Source organism: Mesorhizobium sp. KR1-2 (assembly GCF_040045035.1).
Lineage (GTDB): Bacteria > Pseudomonadota > Alphaproteobacteria > Rhizobiales > Rhizobiaceae > Pseudaminobacter.
This window is the reverse complement of record NZ_JBDZDS010000013.1, coordinates 19,097-39,622: the sequence shown is the minus strand read 5'-3', so window position 1 is coordinate 39,622 and position 20,526 is coordinate 19,097. Positions and strand designations below refer to the sequence as shown.

The following is a 20,526-nucleotide window of genomic DNA, read 5'->3' as shown; positions in this document are numbered from 1 at the left end:
TTGCGACAGAACCCAAAAGCCTGGGCCGGCGAAGGTCCCGGCTATTTCACGAGTGGAAGCGTCAGCGTAGTTCGGCCGCGATGCGGAACAGTCCGCCGGCGGAAGCATCAGAGCAAACGACGAAGGTTGAACCCTCCTGGGCGAGGAACGCGACATTGCCGCCGGCTTCGCATGGCGTCGTGCTCCATTGCAGCAGGATATCATCGGTGTCTGACTTCACGTCTCCAGCCATCTTGGTTGCCCCTGCCATCCACTCCATCGCCGACGGCAGGTGAACAACGGTGTTGAGCCGGCCTGAAACCCATTTTGCGTAGTCCTGAGCCGCCTGCAAGGGCACGTCGTCAGCCGGTTGCTGCGGGTTATCGCTGTAGTCGCGCATTCCCTCTGCATCGGAGATGGCGGCATAGTAGGCAGCCATGTCGGCGCGGGTGACGGCGCGCGTCTGGATGCAGAACGGCTTTTCGATGGTAATGGCCCCATTCGCAGCGCCCAGCATGCTGCCCAGCTTGGAAAGCGAGGAGGTCATCAGCCGGACATTGCCGACAGGATAGCTGCCGGCCTCGATTTTCTCGAAGGCTAGTTCGGTGGAGACGGGGCAGAACCCGCGCGCGGAAAGCGTTTCGAGATCGGTTACGATTGGCTGATAGGCGGCGGCCGCGAGCTTGTAGGCTTCCTTTCCAAAGCTCTCGTCAGCCGCGGCGATCTTCGGCTGGATCGCCGCGAACTCCGGATCCGATCCGCCACCGCGATCGACGATAGACGCGCTGAGCTTGGCGACCTTCTCCTTCAAAGCTGTCGCATCGTCCCTTGCCGCCAGAATGTCAGTGATCATGACGTCGAAAAGCCGGGCGGCATCGCCGTAGCCCTTAGCCGCCTCAGCCGCCTGCCACTGCCCGGCTTGCTCCTGCGCCTCCGTCATACGGGTCTGCGTCTTGCCGAAATCGGGCAGATCGCCGGCGCCCATGCGCTCAGCAAGATCGTGCTTTTCGGTTGCGACCTTTCGTGCATCGGCAAGAGCCCTGAAGGCTTCCGCCAGCCCGTCGAACGCCGTCGTCGACGTGCCATACGCCTTGATCGCCGCGCCCGGATCTCCAGCTGAAGCGCTGTCGGCGGCCGCCGCCATCCCCTTGTCTGCCTCGGCGAATGCAGGAGCGCCTGAAGCGCCCACCTCGCTTGCCGCCGCTTTCGCCTTGGCGGCATCGTCCTTGGCGATCGCCACCAGCGAGCTGCCGAAGCTGAGCGCGGCTTCCTTGTACTGTGCAAGCGCCTTCTCGTAGTCGCTGCTCTCCACCGATCCGGCAGCGGTGGTCATCGAGCCGGCTCCTTGGTCGAAGGCACGCTTGGCTTCATCCTGTGCCAGCCGCTCGGGCGCTTTGGCGGCGACTGCCTTTGCCCGCCGGCTTTCGGCTTCGGCTTTCCAGGCTTCGACGCTCGCCACCAATTCCGGGTCAGGGCCGAGAATTTTCGGCACCGTCACGACGCCGACACCGGTGCAAATCACCGCTAGGGCGGCAATCATGGCCATCTTGCCGACTGTCCATTTCCTTGCCTTCTTTTTCGGTTCGACGGCCTGAACGATCGGTTGCGGCGCCATGTGGCGGCCGAAGGTGACATTGCGAAACTCCTGCAGCGCATCTGCCGCTGTCGGAGGCCGTCCCGCCGGATCACGGCTTTGCATTCTTTCGATCAGGGCCGCGAGCTCGACGGGGAAGCCGGGGATAAGGACATCCAGGCGGGGGAACACATTGGAGGGATCGAGATGGACGTTCTTCCAGCTCTGTTCCCGCTGGTGTTCGTCCTCCCAGATCAGCACGCTGTGAAAGACGTCGGCATAGGTCTGCCGCGGCAGGAACAGCTTGTAGGCGATCATGCCCATTGCATAGATGTCGAGCGTCGGAGAGGCGCTGAAAATACCGCTCGAATAGATTTCCGGCGCACCGAATTCCGGGACGTAGGGCGGCACGATGTGCTCGCCGATTTTCGATATCAGGTGCAGGTTGCCGATGCGCACCGAAAGGCCGGAATAATCCTCGGAAACATAGATGCACTGGTCTGTCAGGGCGTTGTGGGCATAGCCCGCACCGTGCAACGTGGCCAAGCCCTCCAAAATGTGTCGGCCGATCTCCCCTGCCTTTTCGAAGTCGATCATTTCCTGTTCATCGAGGTACTGACGCAGGGTCCGGGACGGTCGCCGCTCGACGATGTAGAAATTGTCGTCCTCCGCAGAGGGAGGAATGAGATCCTCTATTTCCACGAAACGCAGGGGCGAAAGCTGCTTGGCCTCGTTGATCGAGGTCCACACCCGCTCGAAGCGTCCCTTGTCCGTCTTGAGCGCCAGATCCGGCACAACGATGAAGACCGAGCGCTTCATCCGCTGGTCCTCAGCCGGATAGACGATGAATTCGTTCTCGTAGTTCGGCTCGCCGATCACGTAGCGAGCCAGCAGATCACTTCTCATGCATCCGTCCCCTGCATCCGAGTGGTCGTATCAAAAAGCTGCCTTGGCCAATGTGCTGCGCGACCGGATCTCGGCATGACAGCTCCCTGGCCTAATGAATGCGATAGAATTTGGAGTCGAACGACCACTTGCCCCTGGCGCTCTCCTCATCTTCTCCGACGATCCTGAGACTGCGTGCGAGCTCGTAGACGTAATTGAGGGCTGCTCGCTGACCGGCCAGAGGCGTCGGTATGTCCGGAAGGTCCAGGACCTCGATCGGCTTGTCGCTCAGAATGGCGACCACCATGCCGACACCGGCCGGCCCTTCAACCACATATTCGAAGCCCGTGTAGGGGTTCCGCTCGTCCGGAACGACGACTGGATGAGCGGGGTCAAGGCGATTGTCTCCGCTTTTGGCTGTTGGCTTCAGCCCCATTGAACGCTTGTTGGGATAGAGCTGCGTCAGCTTGCCCGAGGAATCGATGTCGACGAGTATCAGATAGCCAGACTTTCTCGATGAAACCCGCATCGCAACTTTTTCGCCGATCTTGACGGACGTCCCCGGCAGGATGTCGACAGCCACTCCGGCTTCATTGTCGGTTTTCAGCGTGTTCTCGACGGCGGCAACCGGCGTTTTCGGCTCTTCGCCAGTGATCACATCGCGCCCGAGCGCGTCAGGCTGACCATAGAACTGGGGCACTGGCGAAAAGCGGCAATCACCGGAATGGGCGCGGCAATATTCCTCGGACTTGCGGCGAACATAGTCCAGAAGCGCAGCGTTGCTGACATTCGGGGCGCCGCCGGCGCGGGCCACCCCCTCGCTCACACCTTCGATGAAATTTCGCGTGAAGAGGCCGACCGGCGGATTGGCCTCGCGATCTATCACCGCCCATTGGCCGGAATTCACTGCGGACCACACCATCGCCGTTTCGCCACCGAAGGAAAATTTCGCCTCCTCGCCGTCCAGCGTCGGCGGATTGAGTGAAGCGAGCGCCGGCCCGAGACAGCGCACCATAGCCGCCGGCGCGGCGACCGCACTGCGGCTACCGGGACCCGCATGACAGGCATCGACCAGCAACGTCACGCGCCGATCCTTGAGGCTGTTCAGCCGGGCCGCTACTTCGGTCTCGCGAATCTGGTTCGTGACCGTAAACTTGTTGGCGGCGCGATCGACGTGCGCATTCGAAGCGACAAGGGTTGGGCTTGCGGTCATTTCAGGACCGGTTTCCTCTGAACCGTGTCCGCTGAAATAAAGGAAAACCCGGCTGCCAGGGCGCGACCCACGCACCAGCCAGTCGTCGATCTCGGCCAAGATCGCTTCGCGGGTCGCTTCCTTGTTTGTCAGCGTATGGATCTGCTCCGCCTGTAAGCCGAGTTTGCCGACAAGGAACCCCTGGAAGGCCTTCACATCAGCGACAGAGCCGGTGAGACGCATTTCCTTCATGTCGTATTCGTCAATGCCGATCAGCAGTGCCCGGTCCCCCGGCGAGCTCTGGGCTTCCGGGGCCGCAATTGAAACCTGCTCCTGCTGGGGTGTGTTCTGGCCGGGTTCATCGGCAGGCGTGAAGTCAGCCGGCTCACCTTTGACGCTTGCACCATCCGCATCTGGTGTCTTGAGCGTCAGGTTCGCCGTCATGGTGCCAGATTGCGCGGATGGCTGCGCGGCGATGTCCTGTTCCTGTCCGGTCGTCGCGACCCCGCTCGCAACCGCGGGCCCGGACGAAGCGGCCGGCACGTCGCCAGCGGTCATTCTTGTGATCCAGTCGCGATAGGCAGCGACACGGGTATAGACCCCGTAATGACGTGCTTCGGCGCAGCCAGCACCCCAGCTCACAATGCCGATCTGCGCCCAGGATTTGTCGGGGCGCTGCGAAACAAGCGGCCCGCCGCTATCGCCCTGGCAGGCATCCTTGCCGCCTTTGGCGTAGCCCGCGCATATATGGCGCTGATCGATCGGATTCATGCGCATCGAACTGTCGCGATAGCCCGCGCGGCATTCCTCGCGCGAAACGATCGGCAGTTCCACCTCCTGCAGCACGGTCGCCAAGTACTTGTCGTCCCAGCCGTGATCAGCCTTGGTGTAGCCCCAGCCGGTGACGGTCGCCATATGGCCGGGCGCCTCGATATCCCCTTCCGCCTCGGAGGCAAGCGCGACCGGTTTCGAAACCGCCGGCTCCCTGAGCTTGATCAGCGCGATGTCATTGGCAAAGACCTTACGGTCGAAGTCCGGATGGACGATCACATCCGCCACTGTCAGGCCGGGCTTGTCAGGGCCGTCGACGGATATCACCTTGTCGATCTTGGATTTACCCTCGACGATCAGCAGATCGCGGGCGAAAAGCTCCTGCTGTCCCGAGCGGCTGTCCGTGACGCAATGGGCGGCCGTGAGTATCCAGTGTGGTGAAATCAGAGAGCCGCCGCAATGGCCGCCGAACCGACCGCGCTGCTCGGGATCGGGTGCGAGTATCTTCACCTGCCAGGGCCATTTGCCCTTGTTTGCTGGCTGGCCCCCGATGACGCGACCGCCGTCGCCCTCGTCATCGGGCTGGCCGGACTGCGCATGGGCCGGAAGCGCCGCCAGCAACGCGATGACGGCGGCAATCAGAGAGATCCTGCTTGTCGGCTTTCCTGCGGTGATCATGGCCTGGCTCCGGCGGACGTGTAGAGAACGGAGAATCCGACGCGCGCATCGGGCGGGAGGAGCTTTTCGAGCTGGGTAGCAACGCCGCCGGCGGCGCGGCGCTGGTCGTTTTGACGCAGGAAGTCCACCAGCATAGGCATGGGGGCCTCTGAGGTAATGGCGACAAGAAGATCCGTCCCGAAGGGGGCGACGACCTTGAGGTCGAGGTTGAAATCTCCAGGCATCGGCCCGGTGGGATCGCGCGCCTCGGGATAAAGGACCTGCACAGTACCATCACCCGCCACGTCGAAGAGGACAAGATGCCGACCGGCGATGCCCGGCATTGAGATGCCCGCTTGCTCCCCCGCCTGGTGAACCTTGTCGGACGGAGTTACGCGAACGGTTTCCGGATTTTGCCCGCCCAATCGCTTCAAGGCGGCCAGAGCCGCCATACGGTCGACCACGAAGGGAACATCTTCCGGCCCGACATCGGTGGCGATCACGTCTCCGTCTGCGACGGCCTCTCGCCGGGCAGAATCGAAGACAAGCCGCGCATCGGCGACTTCCGTGAGTTCGTATGGTGTCACGGCCGGAGCAATTCCTTCAAGTACCGGCCGGCCGTCGAGAACCGCGACCGCAACGTGGTCGGTCAACTTTCCTTCGGACGGCGTCTGCGTTTGGCCGGCGTCCGGCGCGGCCTCCGTGCCTTGCGGCATCGCGCCTGCGTAAGTGAAGACAATCGAGCGATCGAGATCGTCGTCCGGCGGGCTTTCGGTAAAGATGTTCTGCCGCTGGTTGGTGAACTGGTAGACGGCCTGGCGCGTGTATTCGAAAAGCTCACGGCGTGTGACTTTCCCGTCGCCGTTTCGGTCGGCGGCTCCCTGAAACGCGCGTGCGACGGCGTAGCTCAGTGCGCCACGCTTCTGCGAAACGCCGGGAATGGAAATTTCCGGTGACTTGGAGTTCTCATCGACGGCGGCGAGAAATGTCAGCCGTTTGAAATCGAAACTGGTCGCGAGTGCATCGGCGGTCGTGGAGATGGGCGCCAGATCGTCCTCCTCGATCTTGTAGGACGGTACCTGCCTCCAGACGATCTCCTCGCTGCGGGGATCGACCGCGCGGGTCATCCCGCCGGCGTGGCAGGTGTCGGCGACAAAAAGCACATCGGCTCCCTTCGCCTCCAGTCCACGGATAAGCGCCTTGAACTCGTCGCCGAAAATTCGCTCCCGTGACCCCGGTAGGCGCGTGTCGAAGCCGGCGAGCACATAGACCTCGTCGCGGCCATTAGGTTTCGAGCCTTTCAGCCGTTCCGGCTCGCTCGAGCCGTGGCCGGCGATGCCGAGCACCACAAGATCGCCCGGCCCCGTTCTCTGCGTGACACTCTCGATCGCCTTCAGGATGTTGTCGCGGCTGGCATCGCCGTTTTTCAGTAAGCTCATGTCTTCGACGCCGACGGAGCGCAGCGAGAGCGAAAGATCCTCGGCATCCGCCACTGCCCCTCGCAACGGCGGCACATTGCGGTAGAGGTCAATGCCGATCAGAACCGCCCGGACGACGCCGTGCTCCGGCGCGGTGATTTCTTTCGCATGGCCCACAGCAGCCGTCAGGAAAAACAGGGCCGACGCGGCGGATCTCATCAGAACACGCGTGCGCATGGCCGGCCTCGCTTTCCTACTCGTGCCGCCATTCGACACGGCGGTTCAGAGCGTCGATGTCCTCATCGGTGAGGTTGGCGGTGGTGGTCGCCACGTCGACCGGTTCGGAAGCGCCGCGGCCGTCGGCCTCGATCGACGCCTCGATGCCGTTGCTTTTCAGGAAATCCGCGACCGCCTGCGCCCGGCGCACGGAGAGCTTCTGATTGTAGTCGTCACCGCCGCGCCGGTCTGTGTGGCCCACGAGGACGACGCGGCCGGGTTTCTGCTCCTTTATCGCTTCCAGCAGTTCCTGCGCGGCTTCGGAGCCGATCGGCGTGAACTTGGATTCGTTGAACTCGAAGGTGATCGGCACGGGAATGGAGACCGGCCTGATGCCGCGAACGTCCTGCGAATAGATGCCCCCCAGCATGCCGCTGCGATGGTCCTTCTCGACTGGCACGAAAGTGCCCTGCGGGTTTTCGTTCGACGGATTTGCGGCGAGGATTCGCGCCTGCGCGGCACGCTGGATGAGGTCTTTAATGATATCGGCAGAGGGAGCCTTCGGCGTGCGAGTTTCATTCTTGATGATTTCGATCGCCTGCTGGAATTCGGCGGCTGCATCGGCGAACCGGCGCTCGTCGAAGTGGACTTCCCCCAGCGTGGCGGAGGCCTGCCAGAGAACCCTGGGACTCCCAGCCTCAATAAGCAGGGCTTCGTAGTCGGCGAGCGGTCGGTCGTCCGCCATCATTTCTTGGGCAGTTGAAAGGCGCATTGTGGCGATCCGACGCTGCGCCACAATCTGGAACTGGCCGCATTCGGCGCTTACCGCAATGGCGTCCGCGTCGGTCGCGGCGGTCGCTATGTCCTTCGCAGTAATGGAGGCGTTCAGCTTGTCCAGCATTTGGACGCAGACCTGGGGCGCTCCCGCGCTCGCCAGCGCCGTTGCGGTTCCAGCAGTCTCCTCCCGCTCGGCGGAGCGTCCGGTCGGGATCTGAAGTTGCGGAAGCTGAAGCTGCATGCCGCCGGGCAACTGCAGCTGCGGTAGCTGGATTTGCGGCATCTGAATTTGGGGCATCTGCATCTGCGGCATCTGGAACTGCGGAAGCTGCATTTGCGGGGCCTGTTGTGCCGCCTGCGACTGGTGGGGCTTCGACGAGGAAGCAAAGATGGTCTTGGTGTTGGGTGCCTTGCCTACGAGTTCCAGTTCGTCAGCGGCGAGAACCTGGCCGGGGGCCAGCTTGGGCGCGACGTGGTAGGCCTTCGGTTTCGGTTTGTTGCTCGCAACCTGCTTGGTTTCAGGCTTCTTCTTCGGAAGCTCGGCCGCCGTCGCGGTCTGCGAGGGTTTCGGCTTGCCTGGGGTATCGTCGGCGGGCTTCGCGGGCGACGTGGTCTCCTCGATCGCTTTCGTTGTTTCAGGTTCCGATGTGCCCGTCACGGCGGGGGCGGGCAGGCTTTCGACCGTGGTGAGGGTGAGCGTGCGGCTCTTGATTTTCGCGCCGAGACTGCGTGCCTGATCGAGGCTGCGTGAAACCTCGTCCATACCGCCGTCGATCGAACGGAACATGCCGTCGCTGCCTCCGCCGATATCGGCGAATATGTCGAGCGGCTTGTTGGAATAGAAGACCTTGATCTGCTCCTGCCCGACGGGCCCGGACACCTGCAACTGCGCGCCACTCGCAGGGTCCGGCACCTGCACTCGCTCGCCAGCGGGAACCAGGCTTTCGGGCTGGAACTTGTTGGGAAACAGTTTGACGACATTGCCATTCGGCGACACGTTCAGCACTGTTACGAAGGCGTTTTCGCTCGACTGGATGAAGAGGCCGACGATCTCGCCGATGGCATATTTGGCTTCGGCGCGATCGAAGGTCACGGTGACCGGACCGGCCTGCGCGGAAGTTGCTGCCAGGCCGCCTTCGGACTGTGCGAGTGAAACAGGAGCAAGAGGGAACAGGCAGAGAAAGGTGGCTGCTGCTAGGATGGCTTTGCGGTTCTGCATGGAAACCTCCTGTTCGAACAATCTCACACTGTATCGTTGATGAGAATAGCATCTCCTCGCAAAATTGATGTGGCGACGCTCTACTTGGCAGATGGAAGGTTCCAACTGACTTGGAGCCTGGAAGCGCAGGAATAAGAAAAAGGAAAGGCCGTTTACGTCACGGCTATTCTGGCAATCAGCCGCCGATGCGAAAACTAAACAGGAGGGCGTCAGCTTAAAATTATGGTTTCGGCTTTTGGCCGGCCGATTTGAGGATCGAGATCAGGTCGCTCATGCCCTCGGGCGAGGAATTGTAGAGCCAGAGGATATCCGGGTTGCCGGTGGTAAATTCCCGGCCCGGGGCACCCCCCATGCCACGGCCGCCTAAAGCCGTATCTGGCGGGAGGTCGCTGCCCGGCTCGAGACCAAGCTGACGTTCCTGTTCGATTATGACGGCCGCCGCCGCCGCGAATGCATTCGCGTCCTTCCCGCGAAGCTCGGCAAGCGCCGGATTGCGAGCGGACAGCGCATCCTCGGCCTCACCGGCATAGGAGAAACCGGCACAGCAAACCGACAGGCAAAGACCGGAGGTGAAGACTAGCAGTCTGGACTTGGTCATCGGTTTTTCAATCCGTATCAAGGCCGTCGATTGCGTCGTGTCGACAATAAGTAGAGCGGGCAGCGATGGCAACGGCTCCGCCTCCAAGACGCTGGGAGGGCGAAAATTCGAATGGCGGCCCATCTATAGAACCTTGAGCGCCCCCAGACTACGTCGCAGGTCGCGCAGCATTTCGCCAAAAATTTCCTCGATCTTTCCTGTCGACCAGACGACTACGGTACCGTAAGGGGAACGTTTGCGGCACATGAAACCGGCCGCCTCGAAATCAATCACCGTCTTGCGGCACGTCTCGCTGGACATGACCGAGAAGAGAAAGCGCGAAAGATTGGATTGGTCGATCGCGCCTGCTCGCTCCGACCAGTTCTGGATGAGCCTGGGTTTCGTGTCGGCGGTGAACATGGCGGCCAGCGCTCGCTCGGCGGTAAGGCCAAGCCGCCTCAGTTTTGCCGGATCGCGGGTAAGCGTGACGATGTAGTCGTTGTGCAGATCGACGAAGCGTTCGACGTCCTCGATCGTGGTGATGCCGAAGACCTTCATCGAATAGAGAAACTCGGCCATCAGATAGGTGCACTCCGAGCGGAGCTGGGCCAGGTGCTTTTCGTCGTCGCGAAACGAAGCAGCGCAAACGCGATCTGAAAAATCGATCCTCGCCGCACGGACCTGTTCCAGAACGCTCACGTCGAGCGCAAGCTCATTACCTGTCCATTCCAGCATGAGCGGCCTCCTTGCCGGGAAAGCTCTGCGTCGTCAAGTCTTTGTACTATTGCACGCCATGATCTCCAAATTGTTTGGAGCCGCTGTTCTTGCCGGGGCGCGATATCTATTTTACCTTTTATATAATATCGGGCTGACCATGAGGGCAGGACAATGCGCTGGTTCAATTGGCATTTTCCGGTTGTCGCAGCAGTCGTGTTCGCAACGCCCGTTCTCGCCAAGGACGAAACGGTCATCGAATTTCGCAGCGGCAGTGGTGCCCGCTCGGTCGGCATCATACCCGCCAATGAAGAGGTGGAGGCCTCCGGCCCCGCCGCGATAACTGTGGGCGACGAGGGCACGATCTATATCCTCGACCAGAACAACAACAGGGTCATCGCAGTGAACGCCGAGCGCTCCCAGGCGGAGCCGTCGATCCTGCCGTTGCCTGAAGACATGGCAGCCGAGGACCTCGCCGTCATTCACGATGGTCTTTACCTCTGGTCAGATGGCATTGTGCCGCTCGAAAGGTCGGGTGAGGAAGGCCGCTCTCAGACGCTGCGTGTCGCGGAAAGTGAGGAGTCCGACGAATATGCGCGTTCCGTTTTCGCCTCGATGGGCTCTTCGCCTGCCGGACCTCTCAACAGCATCATGGATGACATCGGCAGAAGCGCGGAAAACCGCTCGCGGCCATCTGTCACGCAATATGTACCGAGCCGGGGACTGGGCGACATCGTTGCCGAAGTTTCCATCCCTTCGGTCTATTCGGTGCGGGTCCTGCTGCGCCTGCGCGGGTCGGAGGTCAATTTCGCATCTCTCGACCTATCTGCCGAAGACGAGGTGGGAACGGTCGAGATTCTAGACGTCGATGCGACGGGAAGACCCTATGCGCTGGTGGAGTTGATTCCCTCAGGTGCGCCGCAAAGAGGCGGCATGATGGTTGTGCGCTTCACGCCTGACGGGACTGTGGAACGTGTCTTTGATCTGCCGATCGGTCCAGATACCGTTTTCTCGCGCCGATTCGTCGCCATCGGTCCGCGTGGCGACGTGCTTTTCCTGCGTTCCGAGCAAGGCAGGGCCCAGGTGCTCCGCCTCGCCGGTCGGGTCCCGGGGCAGAAGCTGGCGGCAGAACGGCCCGCCCAACCGATACGCGAGGGCAAGCCCGGCAAGGCGCCGAAGCTCGCGGTTGTGCCGAAGACCCGAAACGACATCATCGAACGCGCGTTTGCTTTCGAAGGTATCAACTGGCGAGTGACGCCGAGCGCCTATGGCAAGAATCCCGGCCCCGGCTGCGCCAACCTCGATCGTCTTCGCCGCCCCCGTTACCTCGTCGGCAAGCTTGGCCAGGAGGTTACCGGCGTTCCCTATTGCTGGGGTTGCAAGACTACGCTCGAGGATTTCGTCAGCGGCATCGAAAAAGGCCGTATCGCTGGCAACGTGTGTACCAAGAGTGCGCCGCAGTCCAACGTCCTGGGCGTGGATTGCTCTGGCTTCGTGAGTGAGGCCTGGGGCCTGAAGACGCATGTTGCGACACGGGCGATCCCCCAGATCACACGTCGACTTTCCAATCCTTGGTCGCTGCAGCCGGGCGACGCGCTGAACAAGCCCGGCTCGCATGTCATGTTGTTCATGCGCTTTACCGACGACCGCAAGGTGGAGGTCATGGAAGCCTCGCCCAATGCCTGCAAGGGCCGCGTCTGCCGCAACGTCTATCCGCTGGTGGGTCTTCTGATGCGGGGTTATCAGCCCGTCCGCTTCAAGGGGATCGATTCCTGAATGAGGACAGCCAACCGTCTTGCCGCTCGCCACGGGCTACGAGCCGCGATTTCGTCCGCATAGGCCCTGTAGACGGGATCGGTGCTCAGCATACGTTCCTCTGCCATGGCCCTTTGAACATAGATGAAACTGACGATCGCGAGCATCCCGGCCCGAACGACCCCCTCCGGAAAACCGCTGGCGACGAAGCCGGGAAGCGAGAAGAGCCACCAGGCCGCGTTCTTGGCAAGGTAGGCCGGGTGCTTGGCGAAGCGGTAGGGACCATTGGTGATGATGCCCCGATGCGTCAGATTGGAAAAGCGCGGTCCCAGCGCCAGTGTGGCCCACACATAGACTGTGTGGCACAAGAGGATCGCGATGCTCCAAACAACAAAGAGTGCGGATCCCTCCGCCAGCATGGAGTCCCAGCCCGGTCCTTCCCCATAGGGGACGAAGCCATTTGAGAGCGCTGGAAAAAATGGCTCGTAGCAGACAAGACAGGCGACCCAACCCCGGAGGCTCGTCTCCGTGGCGCGCACATGCCAGCCAAACAGCTTGAAAGTGGCGAAGTATCCGCCTGCCGCCAAAACGACATCGACAAGGTAGACAGCCCGGACCGCCGCCTCGAACCAGGCCTCTGAGAGGAAGGGGCGTCCAGCGAACGGATTGTCGAAGAACCACTCAAAGATCGCCATGCCGCTGGAGAACATCAGGACCAGGAAGAAGCATTTGATGACGAGAATGCGCAATGCGAGGCCGATATCGGCTTCGCGGAATTCCCGCATCAGGACGGCCCGCCCCACCTGATGGAGATAGTCGTCAGGGTCGTCCGAATAGCGATCCGCAAGCACAAAATAGGCGACGGTAAGCGGCACTAGAACCGCCATCGGCACCAGCAGGCCGGGAAAAGACTCCGTGAGCCATGTGACAGCCCTCGAATTCGCGAAGAAGGGAAAGCAGAAACAGGCAATGATGACAAGCCCCGACAGGGCGCCAAGCCCCACGAGTTTCGTGACGATTCTCTTCCAAAACGCCTGCCACGGTTCGGTGCGCTTGGGCGCCTGTCCGTGTAATCTTACCAGCGTCGGCACCCCTTCGGCCAACAGCCAAGCCGCAAGGACACTTGCGGTCACTGTTATCATGGCCGTGCCTGGATCGTGCTCAACACGAAAGGTGAGCGCTATACTGGCGACGACGGCGACCAGCGTTGCGACCTGCGTCAACATCCCACCTATGGAGCGCGCGGGAGTTCGCGCTGCTTGCCTGCAGGCGATTGAGCGGTCATTGGCCGCCCCAGCCGTCGCCGGAACTGGAAGAACCGGAACTCGATGAACTACCGCTCGAACTGGAAGAACTGGAACTGGATGAACTGCCGCTCGAGCCGGACGAACTGGAACTCGATGAACTGCTGCTTGAACCCGACGATCCGCTCGAAGAACTGCTGTTTCCCGGGTTTTGCGACCGGCCGGCGCTGGAGTCGCCGACGCCGGTATGGACAGTGGTCCGCGCAGCGGGCTGCATGACGACCGGAATGGCTACTCTTGTCATGCTGCAACTTTGGAGAGAGGCGGTGATGGTTGCCGCGAATGCCGAACATAACAAGATGCGTATGAAAAGCTTATGCATGCTTGATGCCTCGCTTGTCGCCTCAAAACAGGTCATATCTGGGGTTACGTTTGATCCATCCGGCCTTCGCAAGTCGGATAAGCCGTTCATCTGCCGATATCGCCTTCGGAAGGGTCTTTTTCTCAGTCGGGGAGAGTTCGTCTGAAAGAGCTTCTTCAGCTTTCTTCTTTGCTTGCGCTGGCAGCTTCGCCAGCTCCTTTTGGGCGCGATTGTCTGCGTCGCCGGTGCCTGGCCGGTTGACTGCGCTGGCAAGCGCCAGAAAACGCGCCGCCGTCACGAAATCCGGTTCGCCGGTATCGTCCGACAGGGCCAGGTGAGCGCGATCGAAAGCGCCCCAGTAGTCGCCACGTTCGGCTCCCATTTCCAGCCATTTTGCGGCAACGGCCAGATCTTTCGTTACACCTACGCCGTCGCGATACATGCGGCCGAGGTTAGTCGGCGCATAAGGCTGGCCTCCCTCCGCGGCACGCGTAAACAGCTCGACCGCCTTGTCGAGGTCGGCCGGCACACCCTTTCCGTTGCGATAGGCGAGCGCAAGATTGTTCATGGAATAGATATCGTTGCGCTCGACGCCAGCCTCGTAGAAGCGGATCGCCCGTTCGGGATCGGCGGCAATCTTGATGCCGTTGAGGAAAATGTGGCCGAGCTCGTTCATCGCATATGTATGGCCGAGATCGGCAGCCTGCAGCATTAGCTGCAGTCCCTTTTGCGGATCGGCCTCGGTACCGTACCCGTAGTAGAGGTTCTTGCCGAAGCTGTAGAGCGCGTAAGGATCACCCTTGTCGGCGCCAAGGCGGGCAGTCGCTGTGGCTCTGGCTGGATCACGCTGGCCAGTGACGCCGAGCATATAAAGGCTCGCGAGGTGCTCGCTCGCCCGCACATGACCAGCGTCCATAGCCTTGCGGATCGTCTCGAATGCCTTTTTCGGCTGGCGGTCGGCAAGCTCGGTACGGCCGAGCTGGTAGACGAAGCGCGCGACCGCGGGATACGTCTTCGTCGCCTCCGTGCAGGCAGGCAATGCGACTGCCGGATCGATCTCGTTGGGCAGCTTGCCTGCCGTCACACCCTGCAGATCGAGCGGCGCGGCGGCTGCAAAGTCGCAAGGGTCGAGCTTTGGCTTGAGGACGATGGTAGCCGGCTCGATGTCATCGCTGGCTGCGGCCAGCGTCAGCGAGTAGGATGCACCGTCGGAGCCGACCTGCGGTTCATAGGAAAGAAGCGGTATGTCGGCCGCGTCAAGAATATGGCCCTGGCCGATTACCCGGTCGCCGGCTCTAAGGATGCCCTTTTCCGGCAGGGCCATTACTTTGACCGCCAACCTTTCCGCCGCTTCCGGCGCAGCCGGCAGACCGCCAGGTACCGGACCGACACCGACCGTCGCCGAAACATCGCGCGACAACGAGCCCAGATAGTCGGCCGCCGCCGCTCGTTGCTCCTCCTGCCGGCGCTTTTCTTCGGCGAGCTTGGCGCCTGTGTCCTCCATAACGGCGATCGCAACAACCCCCTGGGCAGTCTGGCCGAAGGCGTCCGTGACCGTGTAGCCGATCAGTCCGATCGTACCGGAGGCAACCCCGGTCACGTCGTAGGAAAGCCTCGCCAAAGACCCGCCGTTTATTTTAGCCCCCTGCTCCAGGGGTTTGCCGTCAAGACGAAGGATGCCGACCTGGGGAACCTGATTGATCGTCACCGCTAGGTCAGAACCCGTCTCGTCACGGGGCGGAATGATATGTAGGCCAACGGCAGTTGCGCCGGCTTGCACGCTCACCTGCTGCATCGGCTCGACCACCGGCGCGGGCGGCGCTGGACGAAAATAGAAGCTGTCGGTCAGCGACGAATTTTCCCAGGGAACCTGCTTGCCGTCAGTCGCGGCGATCACATCGCGCCTCACTTCGGTCAGGATCTGACGGATCTCCTTGGCGGGTTCGTTCACGTGCTTGACGAAGGACTGCGTGTAGGGGCTGAGAGAACCGGTGCCGTCCAGCGCCACTTGGCCGGGTTCCGTCGAAAAGGCGATGAGGCTGCCGAGGTTGCTGTCGATGCGAGCGAGGCCGCGCGTCGCGCCGACCGGCTGCAATGTCTCCGCTATCCAGTATTTCTGTGCGTTGAAAGGATTGTTCCGGCAGGCGTCGAGGAAGATGAGCTGTACCCGCGACGTCTGTCGCAAATGATTGAAGATGAGGTCGAGCGGCATCGTCTGTGTCTCGACGTCATAGGGCGTTTCGAGCGTCGCATCGACCGGAACCAGGAAATTGTGTCCGCCCACCTGAATTCCGTGGCCGGAATAATAGATAAGGCCGGCCTCGGCATCCTGGGAAGAGCGCAGGAAGCGCCGGACGGTCTCCTCGAGCGCGAGCCGATCCACATCGACACCAATGGTCACGTCAAAGCCTGCTGCGCGCAGGGTTGCTCCGACCTCGCGGACATCGTTTGCGGGATTGGGTAGCGACGGTAGCGCCTTATACACCGAGTTGCCGATTACGAGCGCAACGCGCTTCCCGGCATCTGGCCCTGGAGCAGAAAGGGCATTGCCGGTGACTGACGCCGCCAGCACCGCAGCAAGAACCAGAGACTTGAAAAACTCGGCAACGTCCGGAAGCAGTCGCATCATCTTGGCCGCAAGATTGAAATAATTTCAATTCTACAAGAATACCTGCCGGGATCTGCAGGCCAGATTTAGATGCAAAAAGTATTGCGGCGTCTGTCGAAAAGCAAGTTCCTTTCCGCGGCAACGTTGGGTTTGCTTGCCATTGCAAAGTTTAATTGTCCGGGGGGGCGGGCAGTCAACCGCGGCATTGCGAACGGCGCTCCATTTGAAAGTCAATCGTCGCGTCACATCCCAAACTTAAGGTGATCCGGCGGTCTTCAGCACTTCCGACCACAGCACGGAGTTCACGTCGAATGCGATCCTTGCCTGGTCAAAGGATTACAAGGTCGAATGGCACTGGCACCGTCGCCTTAACCGGTCATCAAGCTGAGGTCGATAGTCGATTTGCATGATGACAGGTTCGAACGATCTTGCCGACGTGCATTACAAGCGTCACCGCTATCCGGCCGAGATCATCGCTCACGCGGGCGGGCGGTCGACGCCGATGGCTATGTCCTCGAGGTAATCGTCCAAAGCCGTCGGTGCAACCATCTGTGCGACCACACCGAATCACTTCCGACGGCGCACGATTTCCCGGTGTATTGGGGTAATCTCTATCACCTCGATGCCATGCAGCAGCTGAGCGTCCCGGACATCACCGGGAGCCCGACTGAGCAGGCCATCACCCCGCCGTGCAAGAACACGCCAATGCCCGGCTTCTCTGATCCGCCCGGTGCGGTTGATCCGAATGTAACGGCCTGCGTGGAGCGTTCCAAAACGGTGGATGAGGAAATCTCGAGCAAGGGCGTCGACTTCCTCGGCCGCAACGACCCCAAGATCTCACATTGACTGCACTGTCGTCGTCGACGGGCATTTTGATAACCGTGCATCCCCAAATGCTCGACGTCATGTCGATGTGCCAGTTCCTGCTTATGATGGGTGAGGTCATGGGCACACTGAAGCGGGCCGGCGCAAACATGCGCCTCGATTGGCTGCGTTATCTAGTTACCCGTTACGAACCCACCGATGGGCCCCAGAGCCAGATGGTTGCGTTCATGCGCTCGCTCTTTAAACAGCATGTGCTAGTGAATGAGGCGTTGAAATCGGTCGCTATCTCAGACGCGGGTATCACCAAACAGACACTCTACGAGGTCGAGCGTTCTCAGTTCACCAGGGCCACCTATGACCGAGCGATGGAATCTCTGCATCTTGTGAACGACGAGATCGTAGGGCTGATCCACAAGGCATGGGGGCGGTGATGTCGAGAAAGAACCTCCTGGCCTCGCTCACCGAACGAAAGTTGACCGCAGTCAACTCGGCAACCGCGGATGAAAGTCAGGCGTCGCTGACACCGGCGATGGAGCGGAACCGTAGCCGCGGTGCATCCGGGGCGATCACGAAGTCGATCGATGAGCTCGCGGAGAAGGCGCAGGCCGCAAAGGAATTTGAGGCGCGACTGCTGGAGGGGGCGACGGTGATTGAACTCGACCCCGCCACCATCGATGCTTCCTTTGTTGCTGATCGCATGATCGATGACGGGCGGGCTTTCGAAGAGCTCGTCGAGGCTATCCGTCAGCGCGGGCAGGACAGCCCGATATTGGTGCGCCCGCATCCCATTTTGGAAGGCCGGTACATTACGGTGTTCGGCCACAGGAGGGCGCGCGCCGCCAAGGCGCTCGGCCGACCAGTTAAGGCGGTGGTCAAAAGACTGGACGCAGAGGTCATGTCATCGCCCAGGGCCAGGAGAACAGCGCCCGTGCCGATCTGTCCTTCATTGAAAAGGCGGTCTTCGCGAGCAACCTCGAGCAGCATGGCTACGACCGCGAAGTGATCATGGCGGCACTTTCCGTCGACAAGACGGTCGTCTCCAAGATGATCTCCGTTACAAAAGACATCCCTGCCTATGTGATTGCGGCGATCGGGCCCGCAAAAAAATAGTGGCCGGGATCGCTGGTGCAAGCTTGCCATCAAGTTCCGTGACGAGGATGCGAACAGGAAAGCGGCGGAACTTGCTGGGACTGCGGAGGTCCAGTCCACGGGCAGTGACAAACGCTTGGATCTGCTCACGCGGCATCTGGATCGCGAAGAACCCAAGGCAAAACCCACGAAGGTCAAGGCTCGGCCTAGAGCCTGGGCTTCGACCGACAGTTCAGTCAGCGTGACATTCAAAAAGAGCGGCAAGACAGCGACGATTGCCATCGGGGCGGTCAACGGAATTCGTTTTGCCGACTGGATTTCCGGTCAATTGGACACCCTCTATGAGGAGTTCACGAGATCGGAGAAACGTGGAACAGGAGACTAAACCGCAAAAGAAAAAGGCCCCAACCGGCGAACCGTGATTGCAACGACTCCCTTTGGGAGCCGATCGATGTCGCTTGCCTTGTTGGCAGCGCAACGGGAAATCCATGCAAGCCTCCCTGACGGTAAGGCCGTCGACAAATGGCAAGTCTATCGCGACCTCTGCGAGGGGAAGACGGTTGTTGGCGTGAACGATCGTTCGCTCGCAGTCCTGGCTGCTCTGCTGTCCTTTTACCCCGACAATGAGTTGAGCGAGGAAAACGGTCTTATTGTCTTTCCCTCCAACAAGCAGTTGTCGCTACGTGCTCATGGGATGGCCGATACCACGCTCAGGCGGCATCTGGCGGCCCTGCTGAGCTGCGGCCTGATCCTGCGTAGGGATAGCACCAACGGCAAGAGATTTGCCCGTAAGGGGAGGGGAGGGGAACTCGAAGAGGCGTTTGGCTTCTCGCTCGCCCCATTGCTCGTTCGTGCCGAAGAGTTCGCCGCAGCTGCCGAACAGGTGAAGGCAGAAAACCGTGCACTGCGTCTCATGCGCGAGCGGGTGACGCTTTATCGGCGCGATATCTCGAAACTGGTCGAGGCAGCCGTCGAGGAGGATGTTCCGGGGGATTGGGGGAGCCTCTGGAAGAGGTTCAGGGCTGTCGTGGATGCTATTCCGCGCCGCGCGGTGCTCTCAGAACTCGAGGCGATCGTTGGCAATTTGGCGGAAATCCGCGAAGATGTGGACAACCAGTTGAATTCGCACATGAATGTCAAGAATCCGAACGGCAATGAGTCCCAAAGTGGACGGCAGCAATCTAATTCAAATACCAACTTCATTTTTGAACTTGAACCTGCTTCAGAACGAAGCGGGGTCACGGTTGCGCCAAAAACCAGAACCGCCGAGCCGCCGAAAGGCTTCCCACTTGGGTTGGTGCTGAAGGCCTGCCCGGATATTGGCGACTACGCGGTGTCGGGCATCGGCAACTGGCGGGATTTGATGGGGACCGCGGCCCAAGTCCGCGGCTATCTCGGGATTTCACCGTCCGCCTATTCCGATGCGCTTGACGTGCTTGGGCAGGAAAACGCAGCGATTGTCATCGCCTGCATTCTGCAACGGACCCAGCATATCAATTCCGCCGGCGGCTATCTGCGTGCGCTGACCGAAAAGGCGAGGGCAGGGGAGTTTTCGGTCGGTCCGATGTTGATGGCTGCTCTGAAAACAACCGGCGAGCCCGCAAGAATGGCAGGATGGGGCGGCCTTGGCATCCGATCGGCCTGAACGCGGCGAACCCAAATTGGCGGATAGCGGTGTGACACCGGCCTGGGCTTGCACTGGGCATCACGTGAGACTAAATCTGGTCTCAATTGATATGGAGGCAATGATGCTTGCATTTGCGAATGTTGCCGATGTGCTTGGGCTTCCAGCAAAGGAAGCGGCTGCGCGTTCGCCGTTCGGGTTGATGTCCCGCATCGAGGACGGGTTGCCGCTCGGCGCACTTGAACGCGTTGCTCGCCTTCTGGCGCCAAGCGATGCCCAGTTCAAGTATCGGCTTGTTCCCAAGGCGACCTATGAACGTCGCAAGGGAACGCATCGCCTGTCCTCGGATGAAGGAACGCGATTGGCGCGGGTGGCGCGGGTGTGGGGGCTGGCGCTGGAAGTTTGGCAGCGCGAGGACGAGGCGCGGGATTTCCTGTTCCGACCGCACCCAATGCTGGAGGACAAGCGCCCGATCGATGTCGTTATCCAGAACGAGATCGGGGCCGAGTTGGTGCTCGATATTCTCGGCCGCCTGAAATATGGCACCGCTGCGTGACGGCGCAGGTTCTTGATCGCACGCTGACCAGTTTCAGGATCGGTGACCCCAGCGGGGCTTATCCGATCTTCGATGCAACTGGCTCGACCATCGCGCCGGGGCGTTGGAATACGCCCGGTAGCTCTCTGATCTACACTAGCGAGCACTATTCAACTGCATTGCTCGAGAAGCTGGTGCATGGCAGTGGCCGGCTGCCGCCGAACCAGCACTATGTTGCGATCACCATTCCGCGCGGCGTCAGCTACGAGGTCTTTTCGCCGCCGGCGCTGCCCGGCTGGGACAGCATGCCCGCGGCGGCCAGCAAGGCGTTTGGTGAACGCTGGTTCCAGGAGAAGCGCAGCGCAATTCTTCTGGTGCCGAGCGTTGTCGCGCGGCTTGACCGCAATGTTCTGATCAATCCGGCTCACGCTGAGTTCGCGACGATTCAGACGAGCTTACACGAACCGGTCTATTGGGACCGGCGACTGTTCGGTTCATAGAAGGGCA

12 protein-coding genes and 3 pseudogenes are annotated in these 20,526 nt (G+C 60.9%); 7 read left to right on the top strand and 8 right to left on the bottom strand.

From position 1 onward, the window contains the following. Positions 1–61: 61 nt before the first annotated feature. From ABLE85_RS21940 to ABLE85_RS21915, 6 genes are all read right to left on the bottom strand, one after another. The gene (locus ABLE85_RS21940; protein ID WP_348794836.1) at positions 62–2,458 is read right to left on the bottom strand and encodes a serine/threonine protein kinase; all 2,397 of its coding nucleotides are present in this window, start codon (positions 2,456–2,458) and stop codon (positions 62–64) included. 91 nt (positions 2,459–2,549) lie between these two features. Continuing rightward, positions 2,550–5,078 (bottom strand): trypsin-like serine protease, encoded by a 2,529-nt coding sequence (locus ABLE85_RS21935; RefSeq protein WP_348794835.1) that lies wholly within the window; start codon positions 5,076–5,078, stop codon positions 2,550–2,552. Beyond that, positions 5,075–6,712 carry a caspase family protein gene (locus ABLE85_RS21930; RefSeq protein WP_348794834.1) on the bottom strand — a complete coding sequence of 546 codons (1,638 nt, stop codon included), beginning with the start codon at positions 6,710–6,712 and terminating at the stop codon, positions 5,075–5,077. Before ABLE85_RS21930 ends, ABLE85_RS21935 begins: the two co-directional genes overlap by 4 nt. Before the next feature lie 16 nt (positions 6,713–6,728). Continuing rightward, positions 6,729–8,687 (bottom strand): DUF4384 domain-containing protein, encoded by a 1,959-nt coding sequence (locus ABLE85_RS21925; RefSeq protein ID WP_348794833.1) that lies wholly within the window; start codon positions 8,685–8,687, stop codon positions 6,729–6,731. Between the two features lie 220 nt (positions 8,688–8,907). Further along, entirely contained in the window at positions 8,908–9,285 is a 378-nt protein-coding gene (locus tag ABLE85_RS21920) for a hypothetical protein (RefSeq protein ID WP_348794905.1), read from the bottom strand. A gap of 123 nt (positions 9,286–9,408) precedes the next feature. Next, complete coding sequence (locus ABLE85_RS21915; protein WP_348794832.1) at positions 9,409–9,999, bottom strand: hypothetical protein; 591 nt, start codon at positions 9,997–9,999, stop codon at positions 9,409–9,411. A 153-nt stretch (positions 10,000–10,152) separates the two neighbouring features. On the opposite strand from ABLE85_RS21915, the gene ABLE85_RS21910 reads away from it, so the two are divergent. Further along, complete coding sequence (locus tag ABLE85_RS21910) at positions 10,153–11,754, top strand: hypothetical protein (protein ID WP_348794831.1); 1,602 nt, start codon at positions 10,153–10,155, stop codon at positions 11,752–11,754. Here ABLE85_RS21910 and ABLE85_RS21905 read toward each other — a convergent pair. Then, positions 11,721–12,959 (bottom strand): hypothetical protein, encoded by a 1,239-nt coding sequence (locus tag ABLE85_RS21905; RefSeq protein ID WP_348794830.1) that lies wholly within the window; start codon positions 12,957–12,959, stop codon positions 11,721–11,723. The genes ABLE85_RS21910 and ABLE85_RS21905 overlap by 34 nt on opposite strands. Positions 12,960–13,381: 422 nt before the next feature. After that, positions 13,382–15,964 (bottom strand): caspase family protein, encoded by a 2,583-nt coding sequence (locus ABLE85_RS21900; RefSeq protein ID WP_348794904.1) that lies wholly within the window; start codon positions 15,962–15,964, stop codon positions 13,382–13,384. Positions 15,965–16,489: 525 nt separating this feature from the next. On the opposite strand from ABLE85_RS21900, the pseudogene ABLE85_RS21895 reads away from it, so the two are divergent. The 6 genes and pseudogenes from ABLE85_RS21895 to ABLE85_RS21870 form a co-directional block, all read left to right on the top strand. After that, positions 16,490–16,780 (top strand): annotated as a pseudogene (locus ABLE85_RS21895) (arylsulfatase); the annotation flags it as partial. A 2-nt stretch (positions 16,781–16,782) separates the two neighbouring features. Next, positions 16,783–17,202 (top strand): annotated as a pseudogene (locus ABLE85_RS21890) (plasmid partitioning protein RepA); the annotation flags it as partial. After that, positions 17,202–18,245 (top strand): annotated as a pseudogene (gene repB / locus ABLE85_RS21885) (plasmid partitioning protein RepB). The pseudogenes ABLE85_RS21890 and repB, both read left to right, overlap by 1 nt. Before the next feature lie 33 nt (positions 18,246–18,278). After that, positions 18,279–19,505, top strand: coding sequence for a plasmid replication protein RepC (repC, locus tag ABLE85_RS21880; protein ID WP_348794829.1), 1,227 nt, complete (start codon positions 18,279–18,281; stop codon positions 19,503–19,505). A gap of 103 nt (positions 19,506–19,608) precedes the next feature. Beyond that, the gene (locus ABLE85_RS21875) at positions 19,609–20,040 is read left to right on the top strand and encodes a DUF2384 domain-containing protein (protein WP_348794903.1); all 432 of its coding nucleotides are present in this window, start codon (positions 19,609–19,611) and stop codon (positions 20,038–20,040) included. After that, positions 20,037–20,519: an RES family NAD+ phosphorylase gene (locus ABLE85_RS21870; RefSeq protein ID WP_348794828.1), complete on the top strand. Its 483-nt coding sequence runs from the start codon at positions 20,037–20,039 to the stop codon at positions 20,517–20,519. The genes ABLE85_RS21875 and ABLE85_RS21870 overlap by 4 nt, the downstream gene beginning before the upstream one ends. The last annotated feature ends 7 nt before the right edge of the window (positions 20,520–20,526 follow it).